The sequence below is a fragment of the Pseudoalteromonas sp. MIP2626 genome, from assembly GCF_013414205.1.
In the GTDB taxonomy this organism is placed as follows: Bacteria; Pseudomonadota; Gammaproteobacteria; order Enterobacterales; family Alteromonadaceae; genus Pseudoalteromonas; species Pseudoalteromonas nigrifaciens.
The window spans coordinates 1-18,507 of the sequence record NZ_JAATTW010000062.1 but is presented as its reverse complement, the minus strand read 5'-3'; the positions used below and the strand labels follow the sequence as shown (position 1 = coordinate 18,507).

At 40.3% G+C, this 18,507-nt stretch carries 15 protein-coding genes; 1 reads left to right on the top strand and 14 read right to left on the bottom strand.

Annotation, left to right across the window (positions count from 1 at the left end; all coding sequences use genetic code 11):
• Window positions 1-641 precede the first annotated feature (641 nt).
• On the top strand, window positions 642-2,282 hold the full coding sequence (locus HC000_RS16530) for a tetratricopeptide repeat-containing response regulator (protein ID WP_179808216.1): 1,641 nt from the start codon (window positions 642-644) through the stop codon (window positions 2,280-2,282).
• Between the two features lie 5 nt (window positions 2,283-2,287).
• Here HC000_RS16530 and msrB read toward each other — a convergent pair whose 3' ends face one another.
• From msrB to HC000_RS16460, 14 genes are all read right to left on the bottom strand, one after another.
• Window positions 2,288-2,728 (bottom strand): peptide-methionine (R)-S-oxide reductase MsrB, encoded by a 441-nt coding sequence (gene msrB, locus HC000_RS16525; RefSeq protein WP_179808214.1) that lies wholly within the window; start codon window positions 2,726-2,728, stop codon window positions 2,288-2,290.
• Between the two features lie 62 nt (window positions 2,729-2,790).
• Window positions 2,791-3,231: a hypothetical protein gene (locus HC000_RS16520; RefSeq protein ID WP_011327772.1), complete on the bottom strand. Its 441-nt coding sequence runs from the start codon at window positions 3,229-3,231 to the stop codon at window positions 2,791-2,793.
• Between the two features lie 2 nt (window positions 3,232-3,233).
• Window positions 3,234-3,749 (bottom strand): DUF2919 domain-containing protein, encoded by a 516-nt coding sequence (locus HC000_RS16515; protein ID WP_011327771.1) that lies wholly within the window; start codon window positions 3,747-3,749, stop codon window positions 3,234-3,236.
• The gene (locus HC000_RS16510) at window positions 3,746-4,090 is read right to left on the bottom strand and encodes a DUF3392 family protein (RefSeq protein WP_179808212.1); all 345 of its coding nucleotides are present in this window, start codon (window positions 4,088-4,090) and stop codon (window positions 3,746-3,748) included. The genes HC000_RS16515 and HC000_RS16510 overlap by 4 nt, the downstream gene beginning before the upstream one ends.
• Window positions 4,083-6,104: an NAD-dependent DNA ligase LigA gene (ligA, locus tag HC000_RS16505; RefSeq protein ID WP_011327769.1), complete on the bottom strand. Its 2,022-nt coding sequence runs from the start codon at window positions 6,102-6,104 to the stop codon at window positions 4,083-4,085. Before ligA ends, HC000_RS16510 begins: the two co-directional genes overlap by 8 nt.
• 81 nt (window positions 6,105-6,185) lie before the next feature.
• Window positions 6,186-6,932: a cell division protein ZipA gene (zipA, locus tag HC000_RS16500; protein ID WP_179808210.1), complete on the bottom strand. Its 747-nt coding sequence runs from the start codon at window positions 6,930-6,932 to the stop codon at window positions 6,186-6,188.
• Window positions 6,933-7,000: 68 nt separating this feature from the next.
• Complete coding sequence (locus HC000_RS16495) at window positions 7,001-10,414, bottom strand: AAA family ATPase (protein WP_179808209.1); 3,414 nt, start codon at window positions 10,412-10,414, stop codon at window positions 7,001-7,003.
• Between the two features lie 53 nt (window positions 10,415-10,467).
• Window positions 10,468-11,199, bottom strand: coding sequence for an RNA methyltransferase (locus HC000_RS16490; protein ID WP_179808207.1), 732 nt, complete (start codon window positions 11,197-11,199; stop codon window positions 10,468-10,470).
• A gap of 67 nt (window positions 11,200-11,266) precedes the next feature.
• Entirely contained in the window at window positions 11,267-13,318 is a 2,052-nt protein-coding gene (locus tag HC000_RS16485) for an FUSC family protein (protein ID WP_179808205.1), read from the bottom strand.
• Window positions 13,318-14,178 carry an HlyD family secretion protein gene (locus tag HC000_RS16480; RefSeq protein WP_086997979.1) on the bottom strand — a complete coding sequence of 287 codons (861 nt, stop codon included), beginning with the start codon at window positions 14,176-14,178 and terminating at the stop codon, window positions 13,318-13,320. Before HC000_RS16480 ends, HC000_RS16485 begins: the two co-directional genes overlap by 1 nt.
• A complete protein-coding gene (locus HC000_RS16475; RefSeq protein WP_011327763.1) occupies window positions 14,178-14,387 on the bottom strand; it encodes a DUF1656 domain-containing protein in 210 nt (69 codons plus the stop codon). Before HC000_RS16475 ends, HC000_RS16480 begins: the two co-directional genes overlap by 1 nt.
• A gap of 233 nt (window positions 14,388-14,620) precedes the next feature.
• Entirely contained in the window at window positions 14,621-15,544 is a 924-nt protein-coding gene (speB, locus tag HC000_RS16470) for an agmatinase (RefSeq protein WP_011327762.1), read from the bottom strand.
• A gap of 2 nt (window positions 15,545-15,546) precedes the next feature.
• Window positions 15,547-17,460 (bottom strand): biosynthetic arginine decarboxylase, encoded by a 1,914-nt coding sequence (speA, locus tag HC000_RS16465; RefSeq protein ID WP_011327761.1) that lies wholly within the window; start codon window positions 17,458-17,460, stop codon window positions 15,547-15,549.
• A gap of 374 nt (window positions 17,461-17,834) precedes the next feature.
• Window positions 17,835-18,278 (bottom strand): hypothetical protein, encoded by a 444-nt coding sequence (locus HC000_RS16460; RefSeq protein ID WP_011327760.1) that lies wholly within the window; start codon window positions 18,276-18,278, stop codon window positions 17,835-17,837.
• Between the last annotated feature and the right edge of the window lie 229 nt (window positions 18,279-18,507).

The window sequence follows — 18,507 nt, the reverse complement described above, 5'->3', positions numbered from 1 at the left end:
ATCCAATCGTTCTTGGTCGAAAGATCGGATCTCGGAACAGGCATTTAGTTCAATTTTCTTAAACGAGATTCAGGTTAAAATAATATAAAAGTCCTTTTGGGAAATTAGCTCAGTTGAAAGAAAAAGAGCATCGCCGCCCTTTATAACGAATGGCGAGGGTCGCAGGTATCAAACTAAGTATCACCCACCACATATAAACACTTCTTAATATCTCCATAAAATACTAAAATAATATAAAAGTCCTTTTGGGAAATTAGCTCAGTTGAAAGAAAAAGAGCATCGCCGCCCTTTATAACGAATGGCGAGGGTCGCAGGTATCAAACTAAGTATCACCCACCACATATAAACATTTCTTAATATCTCCATAAAATACTTCTTGGTATACCTTAATATCTCCATCAAATACTTAAATAATATATAAATCCTTTTGGGCAATTAGCTCAGTTGAAAGAAAAAGAGCATCGCCGCCCTTTAGAACGAATGGCAAGGGTCGCTGGCATCAAGTCCAGTATCACCCACCACATATAAGCCTATGAATGCATATTAAGTACTTAATAAAGTTGAGTAATAACCTAAATTCCCTTGTAAGCAGCTAAACTGTTGATTATAGTCTGTGTTAAACGTAATCACTGTTAAGCCAAATGCCAACAAAGATCTATTCAACAGCCAAAATACTTATAGTGGAGGAGCAACCGCTCGCCCAAAGCTATATGAAACAATCGCTAGAAAAGCTTGGCTTTGGACAGTTACGATTTGCAGATCATGCTAACTCGGCAAAAGAGCAGTGTATAAACGAGCAATTTGATTTAATTGTATGCTCATTCAATCTAAATAAGCATCAAGATGGTTATCAGCTTTATGAGGAATTGCGAATAAAGCAGTTAATTAAAAGCTCCACTGGGTTTATTTTTATTTCTGCAGAAACAAGTGGCTCGCTTGTACATAGTGTTCTTGAATTACAACCCGATGAATTTTTGGTTAAACCATTTACAGCACAAGAGCTTAAAATACGTATAGAGCGTATTTTAAAACGTAAACGTGATTTACAAACAGTTTACAATTTTATTGATGACGGTAATGATTCCAAAGCACTTAAGTACATAAGTGCAGCATTAAATAAAAACAACAACTACAGCCCTATTTTACTGCGATTAAAAGGTGATGCCCTACTACGCCTTAATCGTAACCAAGAGGCCAAAGACTTTTTTAAGTCGGTACTCGATATCCAAAAATTTGCATGGGCTAAAGTAGGTTTAGTAGAAGCACTGATAGAAAATAATGAACATATTTTAGCCCAGCGCATGCTTAAAACCATGTTAGAGCGCAACGAAACTCGTTTAATCGCGCTTGATTTATTAGGTCGTTTAGAAATAAAACTTAATCAATTTGAGCTCGCACAAGAGTTTTTAAGCCAGGCTGCGGATATTGCTCCTCTTAATATTATGCGTCAAAAGTCTTTGAGTAATGTATCGTTAATTAATCACGATTATGAAAAGAGCTATTTAACCCAAAAAGATATTGCAAGCTATGCAAAATACTCAATTCACGATAGCCCAGATATTTATTTAAATGCGGCGCGTGCCGGTATCGACTTTGCGCTAACCACAGATCAAACGGATCAAATACAACGAATTTCTCGCCAAACTAATCAATATATTAATGATTTAAAAAAGCAGTTTCCTAATAATGTAAACCAGGCGCAAATCGATGTATTAAACGCACGCCTACACTACTTAAAAGATGAACATCAAAAAGCTAAGCGACTAATAGAGCAGCTTGATGAAGATGATACACAAATTCGCTCTGTAGACGGCGCACTCGATAAAGCAAAAGCATTTCACGAACTAGGCTTTCATCAAAAAGCTCAAAATTTATTTGCCCAAATAATTACGCATTGTCAGCGTCATCCAAGTGTAAGCGACACAACCTATTTACGTTATATTCAACAACAGCAAAGCGAGCGTCGTGATATTAAAATGGGGCCTAAAGAGTTAAACAACCATGCTGTGAATCAATTTAATAGAGGGCAATTAAATACGGCACTAGAAGCGTTTACTCAAGCATTTAGGGTGATGCCTCGTAATCAAAGTATCGCACTTAACTTATTACAGTGCTTGTTTGATTCGACCAAGCAACAAGGGGGGGATTCGTTTAATATGGGGCTTGCTAAAAAATGCTACGCCTTACTGAGCAAAGCTAAACTACCTGCAGATCAGGCGCAGCGTTTAAATAAAATTTTGCATAAAGCAAAAGATATGCAGCTAGATATTCAAGCCGACTAAACGCGTTAAAGCTTTTTCATTGACGCGGCATTAACGCAGTATCGCAGGCCAGTCGGTAATGGGCCATCAGGAAACACATGACCTAAGTGCGCATCGCACACATTACATACTGCTTCAATACGCTGCATCCCATGAGTGTTATCACTAATATAGGCAACAGCTTCTATTGTTGCGGGTTTTGTAAACGAAGGCCAACCCGTACCGCTATCAAACTTTTCATCTGCGTCAAACAATAAGTTATCGCAACATATACATACATACTTGCCTGGCTCTAACAATGTGCAGCTACCGGAGCTGTGCGGTCGCTCAGTGCCTTTTTTACGAGTAACGTAATAGGCATCTTCAGATAATAACTCTTGCCACTGAGCGTCGGTTTTAATAACCTTTTTCGGCGGCGTTGGATTGCCATTATTGGCAAAATTAATAACATCATTCCACTTCAACATAACAGCCTCTTTAAATGCTTGATTGGTTAATTATTACGTTATTACATTTGCTTAAGATCAACTTAATCAAATGTAATACTTCGTCTTTCTGAATTAGTCAGTATCTGCTGTAAAAAAGCATCTAGCTCTACTTTTGACGCAGGTAAACTAATACTAAATTGCGTTTGCTGGTAGCTGTGTACTAGCAGTTCATTATTGCGGGTTGAAAGGTGCTTAATATTTTTAATTGCTAACCACTGCGGGCCAGATTTTTTATCAAAAAATCCCGCTAAGCTAAACAATACTAAATGTTTTGCATCGCGCTTAATAAAATCATTAACTTGGTTTCGTGTTTTAAACAGTGGGGTTAATCGGTAACAACAAGAGCAAAAAACAAATACCCATAAGACAAATAAAAATATAAACCAAGGCTGCTCTGTAAGCTTTGTAGTTAGCATTAGCACACTAAGCGCCACACCTATAAACAGCACCACCACCGCTATTTTTTTATTTATAGCGTCCACTTTTAATCCTTATTAAGGCGTTTTTCTGCTGCGGCTTTTTCGGTAGGCTCAGGCCAATCATTAAAAAACACTGTTAAATAACGACTTTTAGCTAAGTACCACAGCACCCATAATACAACCACCATTTGAATCGCTAAAAATAACGAAAAATGATAATAGCTATGAGCCGCTTGAATACTTAACCAAGTTAAGTCTATTACCGCACACAAAATAAGAGGCCAGCGCATATAACGCCAAATTTTAGCTAAGCGTTCACTACTTTTATGAGACTCGCGGGGTCGACGCAAACAAAATAAAATAATTGGTACTATGGCTATAGCGCCAATGGCAATAGCAATAAAAAAATCGTTTTTAGATTTAAAAAATATCGACATCAAATCCAATTCTGGGCGTCGGCTTAACCCTGCCACTATCCAAATAAAGTAAGCTCGTAACAATACCAGCACACTTAAATGAAAGGCGATGGGTGTACGGTAACTGCCGTACTTATCCCAGTACTCTGGGCCATAGCGGCTCATAATTGATTTTTCCTATCGGCAATAGTGCCCAATATAAAAAATGCTGCTAACAAGGTAACACCTAACCACTTAGTGCCAAAAAATAATAACGCCTTAATCAGTAGCGGGCTAAGCCACACAACCACAAAACCAAATCCAAAGGCGGTGATCAATACAAAGCACAGCACTCTTACTATAAAATGACGACGTGCAACCAGCCCTTTGGTTAGCTTTATAATATCGCCTGCGTATAAAGACACTAAGCACACCATTATCAGCATAGATAAATTATATAAATAACTATGCAGCCACTGCCCTACGTTAATTAAAAGTGAATTTAATATATTTAATAAATTAGCCATTATGTTGCTCTAATAAATTAATTAAATCTTCTTCTGTCAGTACATCTATACCTAAGTCTTGTGCCTTAGTTAGTTTAGAGCCGGCCTTTTCGCCTGCTACTAACGCATCGGTTTTAGCCGACACACTACCCGACACTTTAGCACCTAACTGTTGCAAACGTGCTTTGGCGTCATTACGGTTTAATGTGTTTAAGGTACCGGTAAGCACATAAACAAGGCCAGCTAATGGCTGCTCTTGCGCTGAAGGTGGAGTAAGTTCAGGCCAATTAATACCTTGCTCTACCAGCGCATTTACAACATCTAAATTATGCTGTTCGGCAAAAAAGCTACGTACATGGGTTGCTACTATTTCGCCCACATCACTTACTTGAGTTAAACTATCAATGCTGGCATTTATTACGTTTTCAAGGGTTAAGAAATGATTAGCTAAATTTTGTGTGGTTGCCTCACCTGCTTCACGAATACCCAATGAGTATAAAAACTTAGCCAAAGTTGTTGCTTTAGCGTCTTGAAGCGCAGTAACCAAATTTTTAGCCGACTTTGGCCCCATACGCTCAAGCGATTCAAAATGTCCTTGCTTTAAAATAAACAAATCTGCAGGGGTTTTAATCAGCTCTCTGTCGACGAGTTGATCAACAATTTTATCGCCAAGGCCGTCAATATCGAGTGCTTTGCGCGAAGCAAAGTGTTTAATCGCTTGTTTACGTTGCGCCGGGCACACTAAACCACCAGTACAACGCGCTACGGCTTCACCTTCTACTTTTTCTACATGGGAGTCACAAATTGGGCAAGTTACCGGAAACTCAATATCGCGGGCATCATCAGGGCGGCGCTCAAGTACTACTTGCGTTATTTGTGGAATTACGTCCCCTGCACGGCGAATAATTACCGTGTCGCCCACTTTTACGCCTAAGCGCGCTATTTCATCGCCATTGTGCAAGGTAGCGTTTGATACAGTAACACCACCAACAAATACCGGCTCTAAGCGTGCAACGGGTGTAATTGCTCCCGTACGCCCCACCTGAAACTCTACATCGAGTAATTTGGTTATTTCTTCTTGGGCCGGAAACTTATAGGCAATAGCCCAACGCGGAGCGCGTGCTACAAAGCCTAAACGCTCTTGTAAGGCTTTTTGATTTATTTTTATTACCACGCCATCTATTTCATATTTAAGCTCGCCACGGCGCGTTAAAATATCAGTATAATAAGCCAGTGCAGCTTGTGGGCCTTCTACTAATTTTGTTTCAGGGCAAAGTGGTAACCCCCAATCAGTCAACTTTTCTAATTGCTGATAATGATCCTCTGCAATGCTACCGTCGGCTACAAGACCTGTGCTGTAGGCATAAAACATCAGTGGGCGTTTAGCCGTAATTTTAGAGTCAAGCTGGCGCAGGCTACCTGCGGCGGCGTTGCGTGGGTTTACAAATACTTTTTCACCACGTTTTTCAGCTTCAATGTTAAACTTTTCAAAGCCTGCATTATCCATAAACACTTCGCCGCGCACTTCTAGTTCAGCAGGATAATCGCTACCTCGTAATTTAAGTGGCACATTACGAATTGTTTTAACGTTTTGAGTTACATTTTCTCCCGTCAACCCATCACCTCGGGTCGCGGCTTGCACTAGTACGCCATCACGATAAATAATCGACACAGCTAAGCCATCTAGTTTTGGCTCACAACAAAAAGTAAGCTCTTCGGTACTCATTAAACGCTCTTTTATACGGCGATTAAAGGCAATAAACTCATCTTCGCTAAAGGCGTTATCAAGCGATAACATAGGCACTTGGTGCGCTACTTGCTCAAATTTACTTAGCGCAGCACCGCCCACTTTTTGGGTTGGTGAGTCGGCAGTTATTAATTCTGGGTGCTGAGTTTCTAGTGCGCTGAGTTGTTGTAATAAACGGTCGTATTCAGCATCAGGAATACTGGGGGTATCAAGTACATAATAATTGTAACTGTGCTGTTCAAGCGTACTACGAAGATGGTTTATTTGCTCACTAATGCTGCTTGCCATTTTGACCTCAAAAAACATAAAAAAAGCCACTTTGACGAGTCAACGCCCAGTGGCTTATAAAAATTTAACCTATTGCGTTAATTACGCAGAAAATGCACGTACCTGTTCAACATATTGACGAACGCGATCTACGGTCATTTCTTCACGCTGCGCATCTAAAATTTGCGCACCAAATTCGTCGCTAAGCTTTTTAGCTGCACTGTGCAGCATATTAAATGCTGCTAAGCCATCACCTTCACACGGTAAGGTCATAAATAAGCTAACGCCTGCGGTACTAAATTGTTCCATATTATCAATATCGAAGGTACCTGGGTTATACATATTTACTAGTCTAAATAATACCGGGCCTTGGCCTGCTGGATCTAAATGACGATTAAAAAAGCCTTCCTCTGAGTATTTAAACCCTAAGGTGTTTACCGCGGGCAATAATTTACTGCCTTGCATGCTCATTCCATCTGGCATTTGAATATGCACAATCACAAAGTCTGAAACCTCTGCAGGCTCTTCGCTTGGCTCAAGGTCATGCTCTGCCTCAATTACACTAAGGTCATCTTCAATTGGCACTTCTGGCACGCTAGTATCTATTTGCGGCTCGTTGGCATCAAAATTTAGTTCACCAAATTGTGGTTCTTCTTGCTCAAAGGCAACGCTCTGTGCGGGCTCTGCACTTGGCGAATGAGAGTGAGCTGTGTGTTGTGGTTCGACCCGCTCGTTAGCAGGTATTTCTGGGTTGTCTTTTTTTCGCACTGACCATAAACCGTGTACTAATAAGCCACCTATGACAAATACACTGATCACGATTAAAACCCATCTTAATTCTTCGGCCATCCCCTCACCTTTTTTATTTTATATGCCTAAACCTGTGTATTAGTTAAAACCTAATACGTTTAATTTAACTATGCCTGTGCAAGTTGCACAGCTTGTTCAATATCTACTGCCACTACGCGCGACACACCTGGCTCAGCCATGGTAACACCTGTTAATCTACCAGCCATTTCCATCGCAATTTTATTATGACTAATATAAATAAACTGCACCGATTGTGACATTTCTTCAACCAAACGGCAAAAACGTACCACGTTGGCATCATCTAGCGGTGCATCTACTTCATCCAGCATACAGAATGGAGCTGGATTGAGCCTGAATATAGAAAACACTAATGATAATGCGCTCAGCGCTTTTTCTCCACCACTTAACAAATGAATTGTTGAATTTTTTTTACCTGGTGGTCGTGCCATTATACTAACACCACTTTCGAGTAAATCGTCACTGGTTAATTCTAAATAAGCACTTCCACCACCAAAAACCTTTGGAAATAGCTTTGCAAAGTCTTGGTTAACTTGATCAAAGGTCGCTTTAAAGCGAGTTTTGGTTTCTATATCAATTTTACGAATAGCCCCTTCTAGGGTACTCAGCGCTTTTGTTAAGTCATCTAATTGATTATCAAGATATTCGCTGCGCGCTTTGGCTTGATCAAACTCATCAATAGCGGCTAAATTTACCGCACCTAAGCGCTCCAACTGATTAACAATATCTGCGAGTTTATTTTGTGCTGTGCTTATAATGAGTGTTTCTGGTAACTCATCAAGCACCTGCTTTAGGTTTTGCTTTAACTCTTCTAGCGGTTCAAGCGCCAACTGTGCTTTTATTAATAAACTTTGCTCTTCTATGCTTAATTTTTGATGCTGCTCTTGTAGCGCCACCAGCTCACCTTGTGAACTTTTAAGACTCGCTTGCTTCGTGCTTAAGCTCTCTTTTGCTTGGTTTAATTTATTTTGTAATGTGTTTAAGTTTTTCTCGCCTTGCGCATGCTGTTTAAGTAACTGGGCTATTTTTTCAAGTAGTTCTTGCTCGGGTATTAGCAGCTGGGTTAATTGATCGTGTAACTCTTTTGCACCCTGCTCTGCACTTAAATGCGCTTGCTCTGCATGGCTTAGTTTAGCTTGGCTTAATTGCCACTCGCTACGTGACTGTTGCTCTGCAAGCGTTGCTTGATGGGCTTGCGTTTTATATTGCTCAAGCCTAGCTAATACTTGGCTATAATTTGTATCACTGTGGGTGCGCTTGTTATTTGCAGTAGCAAGATCACTGCTTAAACTTAACTGTTGCTGCTTAAGTGTTTCAAACTGCACTGTTTGATCTTTAAGCACCCCTTTCATTTGTGCTAACTGCATAACTAATTGCTGTTGTTGCGTTTGGTACTGTTGCAATTGCTGCTGGTACTGCGCTACTTGCTCTTTTAACATATCGTTGCGCGTACTCGCTACGGCAATATTTTGAGCCAGCTGATGTATGGTTTCTTTAAGTTCACTTTGCTGCGTACTAAGCTCACTTTGCAGTGCTTTTTGCTGCTCAAGCACTTGGGCTGCGAGTTGTAACTCACCCTCTACATTTTTTAGCTGCGCTGTTTTAAGCTGCAATTGCTTGTGCTTTACCAGTAATGAGTTTTCAGCATTTCGATCTGAGCTTATATGCCAGTTCCGACCATGCAAAGCGGCGGTTTCATCCATTACGGCAATATAAAAATTATCCTCTAATGCTTTAAGTTCGCCGCTTTTACTATAAGCAATACGGCTCAATACTTCAGGGTAAACCCCCTGAGTTATAAATGCCGCTAAGCTATTTTTTACATTTGCCTGATTGCTTTTTGTTGATGCGATATGCCACACACTATTATTTGCCGACTGCTCACTTACATTTAAATGCTCAAGCGATTTAAGTGCTTGTTCAATACAGTGCTCAAACCCGTCTTTAACCTTTAATTGGTTAAATAAGGTGTTGTGGTGCTCGCTCTCATTATCTAGCCCTAATGTACTGCTTAGTCCTGCGATACTGGCTTTTAGCTCGTTAGCTTGCTGGCTAAGTTGCTTATATTGCTGCTCGGCATTGTTTAACTGCGAACTTTGCTCTAAAAGCAGCATTTGGCCTTTACTGTGCGCCGTTTGCTTAGTTGCTAACTCTTGAGTAAGTACTTGCCTTTGTTGTTTTTGAGAAGCTAACTGCTGTTCAACATCGCCACTTTTTAGATGTGTAATTTGCTTATTTAACTGCTCACATTGTTGATTAACGTGTTTGCTTTGTTGCTGAGTTTGTTCAATATTATTTGCTTGCATCTGCAACTTATTATTAAGTTGCAGCAGTTGCTCACTAAGCGATTGCCAATCTTCGGTGTGTTGCTGCTTTAGCTCTAAAGCGCTCTCAAGTTCTTGGCTTAACTCACTTACTTGCTCATTACGCATTAAATTGTTTTCTATTGCCTGCTGCAAAGCGTGTTCTAGCTGTTCACACACTGTTTGCTGCTGCGTTTTAAGCTCTAAACTATGCATTTGGCGCTGCTGTAGTGTAATCTGATTTTTTTTAAGCGTTTGAATTTGTTGTTTTATACTTATTTGTTGTTGCTCAGATCGCGTAAGCTCAGTGTGTATTACATGTTGTTGCTGTTGTGCATCACTTACGCTTTCTTGCGAGGCTTGTACTTGGGTTTCTAAGCTTGCAAGTACGTCGTCGTGGCCAGAATGGGCCGTTTTAAAAAACGTAACTTGCTCATTTAATTTATTTATTTGTTGGCTTTTTTCGAGTTGTTGTTGGTGTAGTTTTTGCCATTTTAAAACGGCAATTTGCCCTTTTAACGTTCGCTCTTGCGCTTTTAACTCGCGGTATTTTTTAGCATCAACCGACTGCACCGCTAACTTAGTAAGTTGACTTTGTAACTCTTTGCGTACATCGAGTAAGCGCTCTAAGTTTTCACGGGTGCTTTTTATTCGAGTTTGCGTTTCGCGGCGGCGCTCTTTGTATTTAGATACCCCGGCGGCTTCTTCTAAAAACACCCTAAGCTCTTGCGGTTTACTCTCTATTAAGCGCGAGATCATGCCTTGCTCAATAATTGCGTAACTACGTGGGCCAAGGCCTGTGCCCAAAAATATATCGGTAATATCGCGTTTGCGGCATTTACTGCCATTTAAAAAATACAACGACTGACCATCGCGAGTAACTAAACGCTTTATAGCAATTTGATTACGATCGGCAAAGGTATTAGGAAAGTCGCCTTTGTCGTTATCAAAAGTAAGCTCTACCGAGGCCTGCGAAATAGCTTTACGATTAGTTGAGCCATTAAAAATAACATCGGCCATGGCGTCGCCACGTAAATTTTTAGCCGAGCTTTCGCCAAGCACCCAGCGCACTGCATCAATAACATTAGACTTGCCGCAGCCATTAGGGCCTACAACACAGGTCATTTGATCAGGAAATGGAATTTTAGTTGGCTCTACAAACGATTTAAAGCCTGCCAATTTTATAGTGCTTAAGCGCATCTTTTTGTTATTACCGAATATTATTGGTTATAAACATTAACCTTGCTTTAGTTTTAAGCTTGGCGTTTAAAATTATCTAAAATAATACCGGTTGCCATAGCCACGTTCAGCGACTCAGCCTGACCAAAAGCCGGTATGGTTATTTTATCAGTTACTAATTTGGCACACGCTTCGCGTATACCGTGCGACTCACTGCCCATTAATAACACGCCTGAACCTGTAAATTGGGTGTTGTGCACATTTTCCCCGTCTAAAAAGGCACCATAAATTGGTAATTTTAATGTGGCTAAATGCGCAGGTAAATCGACTTGGCTTACCGACACTCTTACAAACGAGCCCATAGTGGCACTAATTGTTTTAGGGTTGTATACATCGGCGCTATCTGTACTGGTTACAATATGTTTAATACCGTACCAATCAGCAACTCTAATAATAGTGCCTAAATTGCCCGGATCAGATACACCATCAAGTGCTAATATTAAGCCACTGGTTTGTAGTTGTGCTGCTTGTGGCATATTTACAATAGCAATGGCGGCATTGTTACTAACCAGCGTACTTGCTTTTGTTAGCAGCTCTTCCTCGGCGCAAATAAAATTAATACCCAAATACTGTGCTTGATAGGTATTTATAAATGCCTCGGTAGCAAATATATCAACCGCCTTTAATGGGCTGTTTAATAACTCAAGTACGTTTTTTTCACCTTGTACAAGGTATTGATTAAATTGCTTGCGGTACTTTTTTTGGCCAAGTTGGCGAATAAGTTTGAGTTGGTTTTTTGAAATCATAACAGCCCCATAAAATGATGCGCACAGTATAGCAGATCTCATACCGACTTCTGAACTCGAAAAATAGCTAAAGTAGTGAGTTTGGGGTCTTAATACTATTGGCGCTGCGCTCAAAGGTTAAGTTAATCCGCATAAACATTCCTTGTATTGCCTCAACCTGCTGCGACTCTCCTAATATACACACTAACTCTTGATATAACGCGTCGCATGCATGTTTAAACCGCTGATCAACTTGACCTTTACTTGCCAGCAAAAATGCATCGGCAAGAGCATGCTGCCACAGTGCAAAATATTTTAGATCTTTACCTGCTACGTTTTCGCACACAGAGCGTAATCGCACTGCTGCGTGGCCTAAATTTAATGCGGTTAATGCCAAGTCAGTAATAGCGCGAGACTGCGAACCTTGGTCGTAATGAGTGAGTCGTAATAATCGGTCGGCCATCCGCTGGTTATACCAAACAATAGGCGCACTGTGTTTATTAATATCGAGCAGGTCTTGATGGGTTGCTTTAAAAATTCTATGCACTAATAACTGGGCGCTTGGCCCTGTAATTAAATGAAAAACCCAAAATAAAATAGCTACCCCAGTAAAAATAGCCATTGCCGCACTCAGCGTATAATCAATTGAAAATGCTCGGCTCATATCGGTACTTGGGCTCACCAAAATAGAAAACGGTATACAAAAGCCTAATCCGTAAGGCAGGGTTTCTCTATCGGCAAGTAGTAATAAACCAATAAAGTAAGGGCCAGCTAATACCAATATGAGTATTTCTAATTGCCCACCACTGTAGGCTAATAAGTTAAGTGCATAAAAAATACTGACAAAACTAGCAACCACAACTCCAATCATTATCCGCTTTAACACCACACGCAAAACAATGAGTGGAAAACGCGCTAACATAATTGAAAATATCACCGGTAAAATCATAATCATTATTGCTGCCGGCGATCCTGTGCTTACCCAAATACACGCGCCAATAAAAAACACCATAACGGTGCGAAACCCAACAATTATTGCCGCTAACGGATCACGGTAAGTTACTGTGCTAGGTGCATTTAGCAGCCTTGTATCGCGCTCTTCAAGGGCGCGATAAGCACGCAGCAACACTGTTAACTCTGTGGTTATATCAACACTAACATTGAGCATATGCGATTCAAAGGGCAGCTCACTGCTGTTATTCGCACGATATTCGGTTAACTCTCGGCGCAAGTTTTTTACTTGTTCTATGCAATCATCAACACTGTTTGCTTGCGCTATATTTGCTAAAACCTGTTTGAGCTGAGTAAATAATTGAGTCAGTAGCGGGCTCATCAATTTTGTATGGCTACGTTGTAAACGGCCAAATATTTGAATTAACGCCAGTAAAGATAATACTTTTTGCGACAGTTGATTTGCTGCACGAGCGCGCCCAGGACCTTTAGGGCCTTCGTAACGCACCGCGCTAGAATCTTCGTTAACTGCGCCTAAGGTTGCCAAAATGCCATCTATTTGCTGGTGTCGTTCTTCGTGCGAGCCTTGTATGTTTAGCTCAGTAACTAGGTAATTAAGGGTTTGGTTTATTAATGACTTTGCCTGAATTTGCAGCCCATTTTTCACTTTTACTGGCCAAAATAAATGGCTCACAATGCCGGCGCAAATTGAGCCAATTATAATTTCGCTCATACGCGATTGGGCAATACTAAATACAGCTTGGCTACTTACGGTGGTAGGGCTTGCTATTACCAGTAACACTATAATTTCGGCGGTAACCGCCGCCATAGCAAACCCATAAATAAAATTTGTTTGCCTAACCAAAGCCGATAACGTTGAGTTAATACCCAGCCACAACCCCAGTATGCCCAGTGCTAAGTAAGGGTAAGATATGAGCTGCGTTAATAGTAATATGCCAAACAAGCCGCCTATAACAGTGCCTACTATTTGGCACAGAGCTTTTTCGGCCACTAAGCCACTCTCTGGGCGTATTTGTAAAAACACCGCTGAAACTAAAGCCCAGTAAGGGCGATCTAAATTAAGAAACAAAGCAACTGTAAGCGCCATTGCCATAGCAATTACGCCTTTTAGTGCAAAAATAACAGCCTGCTTTTTAGGTAAAAACGGGTTACGCAGCACAGCCTCCATTAGCGCTCAACAAGTCGAATAGTTGCGGTCATTCCGGCACTAAGCTGAGTATCTGCAGGAAACGCGTCTAATTTAATATCCACCGGAATGCGCTGCGATAAGCGTACCCAGTTAAAGGTTTGCTGAACTTGTGGTAAACGCTGGCCATTACTTTGCGTATTAGTATTAGCAATTGCTTTACCTATACTCATTACCTGACCAGTTAAAGGTTTACCACCACTTAACAAAGCTACATTTGCGTGTTGCTTTAAATGAATAAGAGGGATTTTGGTTTCTTCAAAGTAGCCGGTTACATAAAAAGAGTCTGCTTGTACAATGGCAAATACCGACACGCCTTGAGCAACATAATTGCCTTGGCGTAAATCTAAGTTAATTATGTAACCCGACACAGGTGCAACAACTTGGGTTCTATCAAGGTTTAACTGCGCTACTGCTTGTTCTGTTTTAGCGAGTTCATAGTTTGCTTTTGCTATTTTTGTATTAATTCGCGTTGCTTCTAAACTTTCTTCACTAATTGCTTGTTGGCTGTTTAATGCTATTCGACGCTCGTATTTATGCTTAGCAAGCTCCCAGGTATATAATGCATTTTCGGTACTGGCTTTACTGCGCTCTAGCGCTGCCTGATAACGCTTAGCATCAACACTAAAAAGCAGATCCCCTTGCTTTACACTTTGCCCGTCAATCATGTTTAAATGAGTTACCCAACCAGACACATCTGGCGCTACCGTAACTATATTGGCTCTAATGCGGCCATCGCGGGTCCATGGTGTATGCATGTAATCATTCCATACCCAACGCCCTGCAAATACGGCCATAAAAATAACCAGTACTGTAACTAAAATACGTAAATATTTGGCCATTAAATTATTCTTCCACTTAATAAATATACGGTTAATGCTAAGTAACATACAAATAAAGACACCTCAAACCAGGCAACCCGCCAAATGCGATCGTGCCAATCTAAACGGTGCAAAATAAAACGACTCAGCGCTGTTAATAAAAATGCTATGGGAAAATAAACAACCAAAGGACTAAATTCTAGCCCTCCTAAAACAACAGCCTGAAGCATAAAAAGGTATCCTATTTTAGTTTTTATAAGTGGATAATTAAGCTCAGTATAGACTGAGCCTGACGAGCTTATAATAGAATGATATGTAAATAACCTAAATTCAGGTTAAATAACACCAAATTACTGCATAACGGTATTAAATAAACACGACTAAAAAATTATACTACTTTTATGGGACGCAAAAAAATAGGGCACGCTTTAAGGGTGCCCTATTCATTAGTATTTTCTTTAGTTTAATACTTATTTTTATATGCCCATAAGTGCAAAAGCTCATGCGCAATGGTTGCTGCAGCAATGGCGGTTACTTCACTTTGATCATACGCTGGCGATACTTCTACTACATCCATACCTACCATATTAATGCCTTTTAAAGCACGTAATATTTTAAGCACTTTGTCTGATGTTAAACCACCACACACGGGAGTGCCTGTACCAGGTGCAAACGCAGGATCAAGGCAATCAATATCAAAGGTTAAATAAACCGGTAAATCGCCTACTCGCGCAATTATTTGCGCAGCAATATCGTTTGCCGATAAATCGTTGGCTTGCATGGCATCAATCACTGCAAACCCATGCTTGCTTTGATCAAAGTCGGTGCGAATACCAATTTGAATACTGTGCTCTAAATCAATTAACCCTTCCATTGGTGCATGATAAAACATGGTACCGTGGTCGTAGCGTGAGCCATTACTGTAAGTATCTGTGTGGGCATCAAAGTGCACCAAAGCCATTTTGCCATGTTGTTTTTCATGCGCACGTAGCAATGGTAAAGTCACAAAATGATCGCCACCTAGCCCTAACAAGGTTTTACCTTGGCTTAATATTTTACTCGCGGCTTGTTCAAGCTGCGCCGTAAAATACTCAGCGTCGCCTACCGGATAAGTAAAGTCTCCAGCATCGGCCACTTTTAAATGCTCAAATAATGGAAACGTCCATGGATACTTAGTGCCTTCCCACGCTAAATGCACCGATGCACGACGAATCGCGTCTGGGCCTAAACGTGCACCTGGGCGGCCCGAGGTCGCCATATCAAATGGTAAACCAAGCACTACTACATCAGCGTCAATCGCGGTAATATTTTGCACCATAGGACAACGTAAAAAGGTCATCCCATTGGAATACAATGAGTGATCTGGATGATCAAACAAAGTCGACATACTTATAGCTCTTCTAAATAAGTGTAGCCATCAAGGCCATTTTGCAATTCGTCTAAAACGCTTTGCTGTTCGTGTTCTGCAATTTTGCTACTTACCAACTGCTGATACGACTGCTGAAAACTCTCAACGTCTAAATGCACGTAACGCATCATATCGGCTACTGTATCGCCTTGGTTTATTTCGGTAATGCTGGCTACGCCGTGCTCATCCATATTCACCATAGCGCTGTGCGTATCGCCAAATAAATTATGCATATCACCTAATATTTCTTGATAAGCACCCACCAAGAAAAACCCCATTAAATATGGTTTATCTGCACTAAACTCAGGTACTGGTAGTGTACTTTCAATGCCTTGACCATCAACATAATGATTAAGTGCACCGTCAGAATCACAAGTAATATCCAGTAATACTGCACGTTTTTTTGGCGCTTCGGTTAAGCCACTTAATGGCAACACCGGAAACACCTGATCAATTCCCCACGCATCTGGCAGTGATTGAAACAACGAGAAATTTACAAAAAACTTATCGGCTAAACGTGCATTAAGCTCGTCAATTATTGGCCGATGAAAACGGTTTTTGTTGTCCATGTGCTTATTAAGCTCATAACACACGCGTAAATTTGTTTGCTCAGCCCACGCACGCTGGGTTAAGTTTAGTAACCCCATTGCAAACTGATTATGTGCTTCGGCTAAATCCCCTTGGCTATCGTGATAAATCTCAATTAATGCACGGTCATCAGTTAATACATGCAATTGCTGCCACGACATCCACATATTTTTAAGTAACTGCGGGGCATCATCAGCCGGTGCTTCAATTTCTTCAGGTGTATAACTTTCAGTACCAATCACATTTGAAATAAGCACAGCATGGTGCGCGGTTAATGCCCGCCCCGACTCCGAAATAATAGTTGGAAACGGCTGTTCATACTGCTTACAAATGTCGCCTATGGTGTACACAATATTGTTAGCGTATTCAGCTAAGCTATAGTTCATTGAGTTATGTGACTGGCTACGAGTACCATCGTAGTCAACAGCTAAACCACCGCCCACATCAAGACACTCAATTTTTGCACCTAGTTTACGTAACTCGCAGTAAAAACGTGCTGCTTCGCTTACACCTAAACGTACATCACGAATATTCGCCATTTGCGAACCTAAGTGAAAATGCACCAACTGGACTAAATCAAGTTGATCCGATTCTTTCAAACGATTAACCACATGCAAAACTTGTGATGCCGATAAACCAAATTTTGATTTTTCGCCGCCACTTGCTTGCCATTTACCTTTACCTTGCGATGCCAAGCGCACGCGAATACCAATGCGTGGCTTTACATTTAATTCTTTAGCTTGGCTAAGAACCATGTCGAGTTCAGAGAGCTTTTCAAGCACTATGTATACTTTATGGCCTAGCTTTTCGCCTATTAGCGCTAAGCGTACATATTCTTTGTCTTTGTAACCGTTACATACAATCACCGCACTGGTTTTTTCAGCCAATGCAAGTACGGTTAATAACTCTGGTTTGCTACCTGCTTCTAAACCTAGTTGTTTTTTTTCTAGTTGTGCTTGGCTGGCAACAATTTCTTCAACCACTTCACGCTGTTGGTTTACTTTAATTGGGTAAACTAATAAATAATCTTTAGGGTAGCCGTAATCTGCAATCGCGGTATTAAATGCAGCACATAAGCTGTGCACACGATGATGTAATATTTGCGGAAAACGTACTAATGCAGGCAAACTTAAGCCTTTATCTTCTAGTTGCTTAGCAATGTCCGTCAGTGCAATAGTTTGCTCTGGCGCATCGGCTTTAGGGGCAACATATACATCACCTTGTTCATTAATACCAAAAAAACCTTGGCTCCAATGACGAACATTGTAGCTCGTACGAGCTTGTTCTAGTGATGTTGTTTCTTTCATTTATCTTTCTCTTTTATTTAGAAATGCCGAACTGGCTAATTGCGCGCATTAAAAGAAAAATAGCGGTTTAAGTCCAACAAGAATTTTTACTCGTAACGAGTAAATTTTAATGTTAAAAATTAGAAACAAAGTAACGCTAAAGATCATAGCGCCTCAGAGGCAGGTAACATAAAGGAAGAATCTAAATTGCGCTTAATATACGGCTTTTATTACAACTTTTGTTATTAAGGATTGCAGATATATAGCGTAAAATTAGTTGCTAAATTGCGGCTTGAAAAGCCAATATTAGCGATATTAAAATAAAAACAGGGTACAAGCTAAAGTCGGATAAACGCAGCGCCACCCGACAAATTATAGCTTATTTAATAACTCACCTAGTCCAATACTTTTATCTGATTGAGTGATGTTATATTTATATGCGTTTGAAAATAGTACTTTCCTGTTTTTTTACCCATAGCGTAAAAATCAATTATCATACGTTTAGCCTCGCCCGTAACTTCAACTGTTTTATTAATAAAATATAAATCGGGCGAAGTTCCATACTTTTTTATAAAAGCATTTACTGTTCTAGGGTGAATAGCGACACTCACATTTCTTCTATCTCTATAATCCAATTCTGTATTTAAATAGATACCACTGTTTTGAATGCCCGCCGCCTTTATTGATAACTTAAATACGCCTTTTATTCCTGCAGGAGCGACTTCTTCGGTGAGGGCAATTAAATTCATAGTGCTGGTTATATCCGAGTTAGATATAACTTTAGGTGTTGATGTACACCCACTAAGAATTAAAATAGAAATTAAAACAAAATACTTCATCTATACAACTTCCTTGTTAATCAAATTTGTGAGGCTAGCGTACTTTTACTTAAGCCTAATATTAATAATAAATGAGCTACTATAATACGCTATAAGCAACTTTATTAGTTTAAAAATATATTATGCGCCCTTAAATAAAACGTAGTATTTATTAGGGCGTGTTGATCTTTGTGGTATGAAAAACAAACAGCATGAAGATAAGGTATAATTGAATTCGCCAGAAAACTTT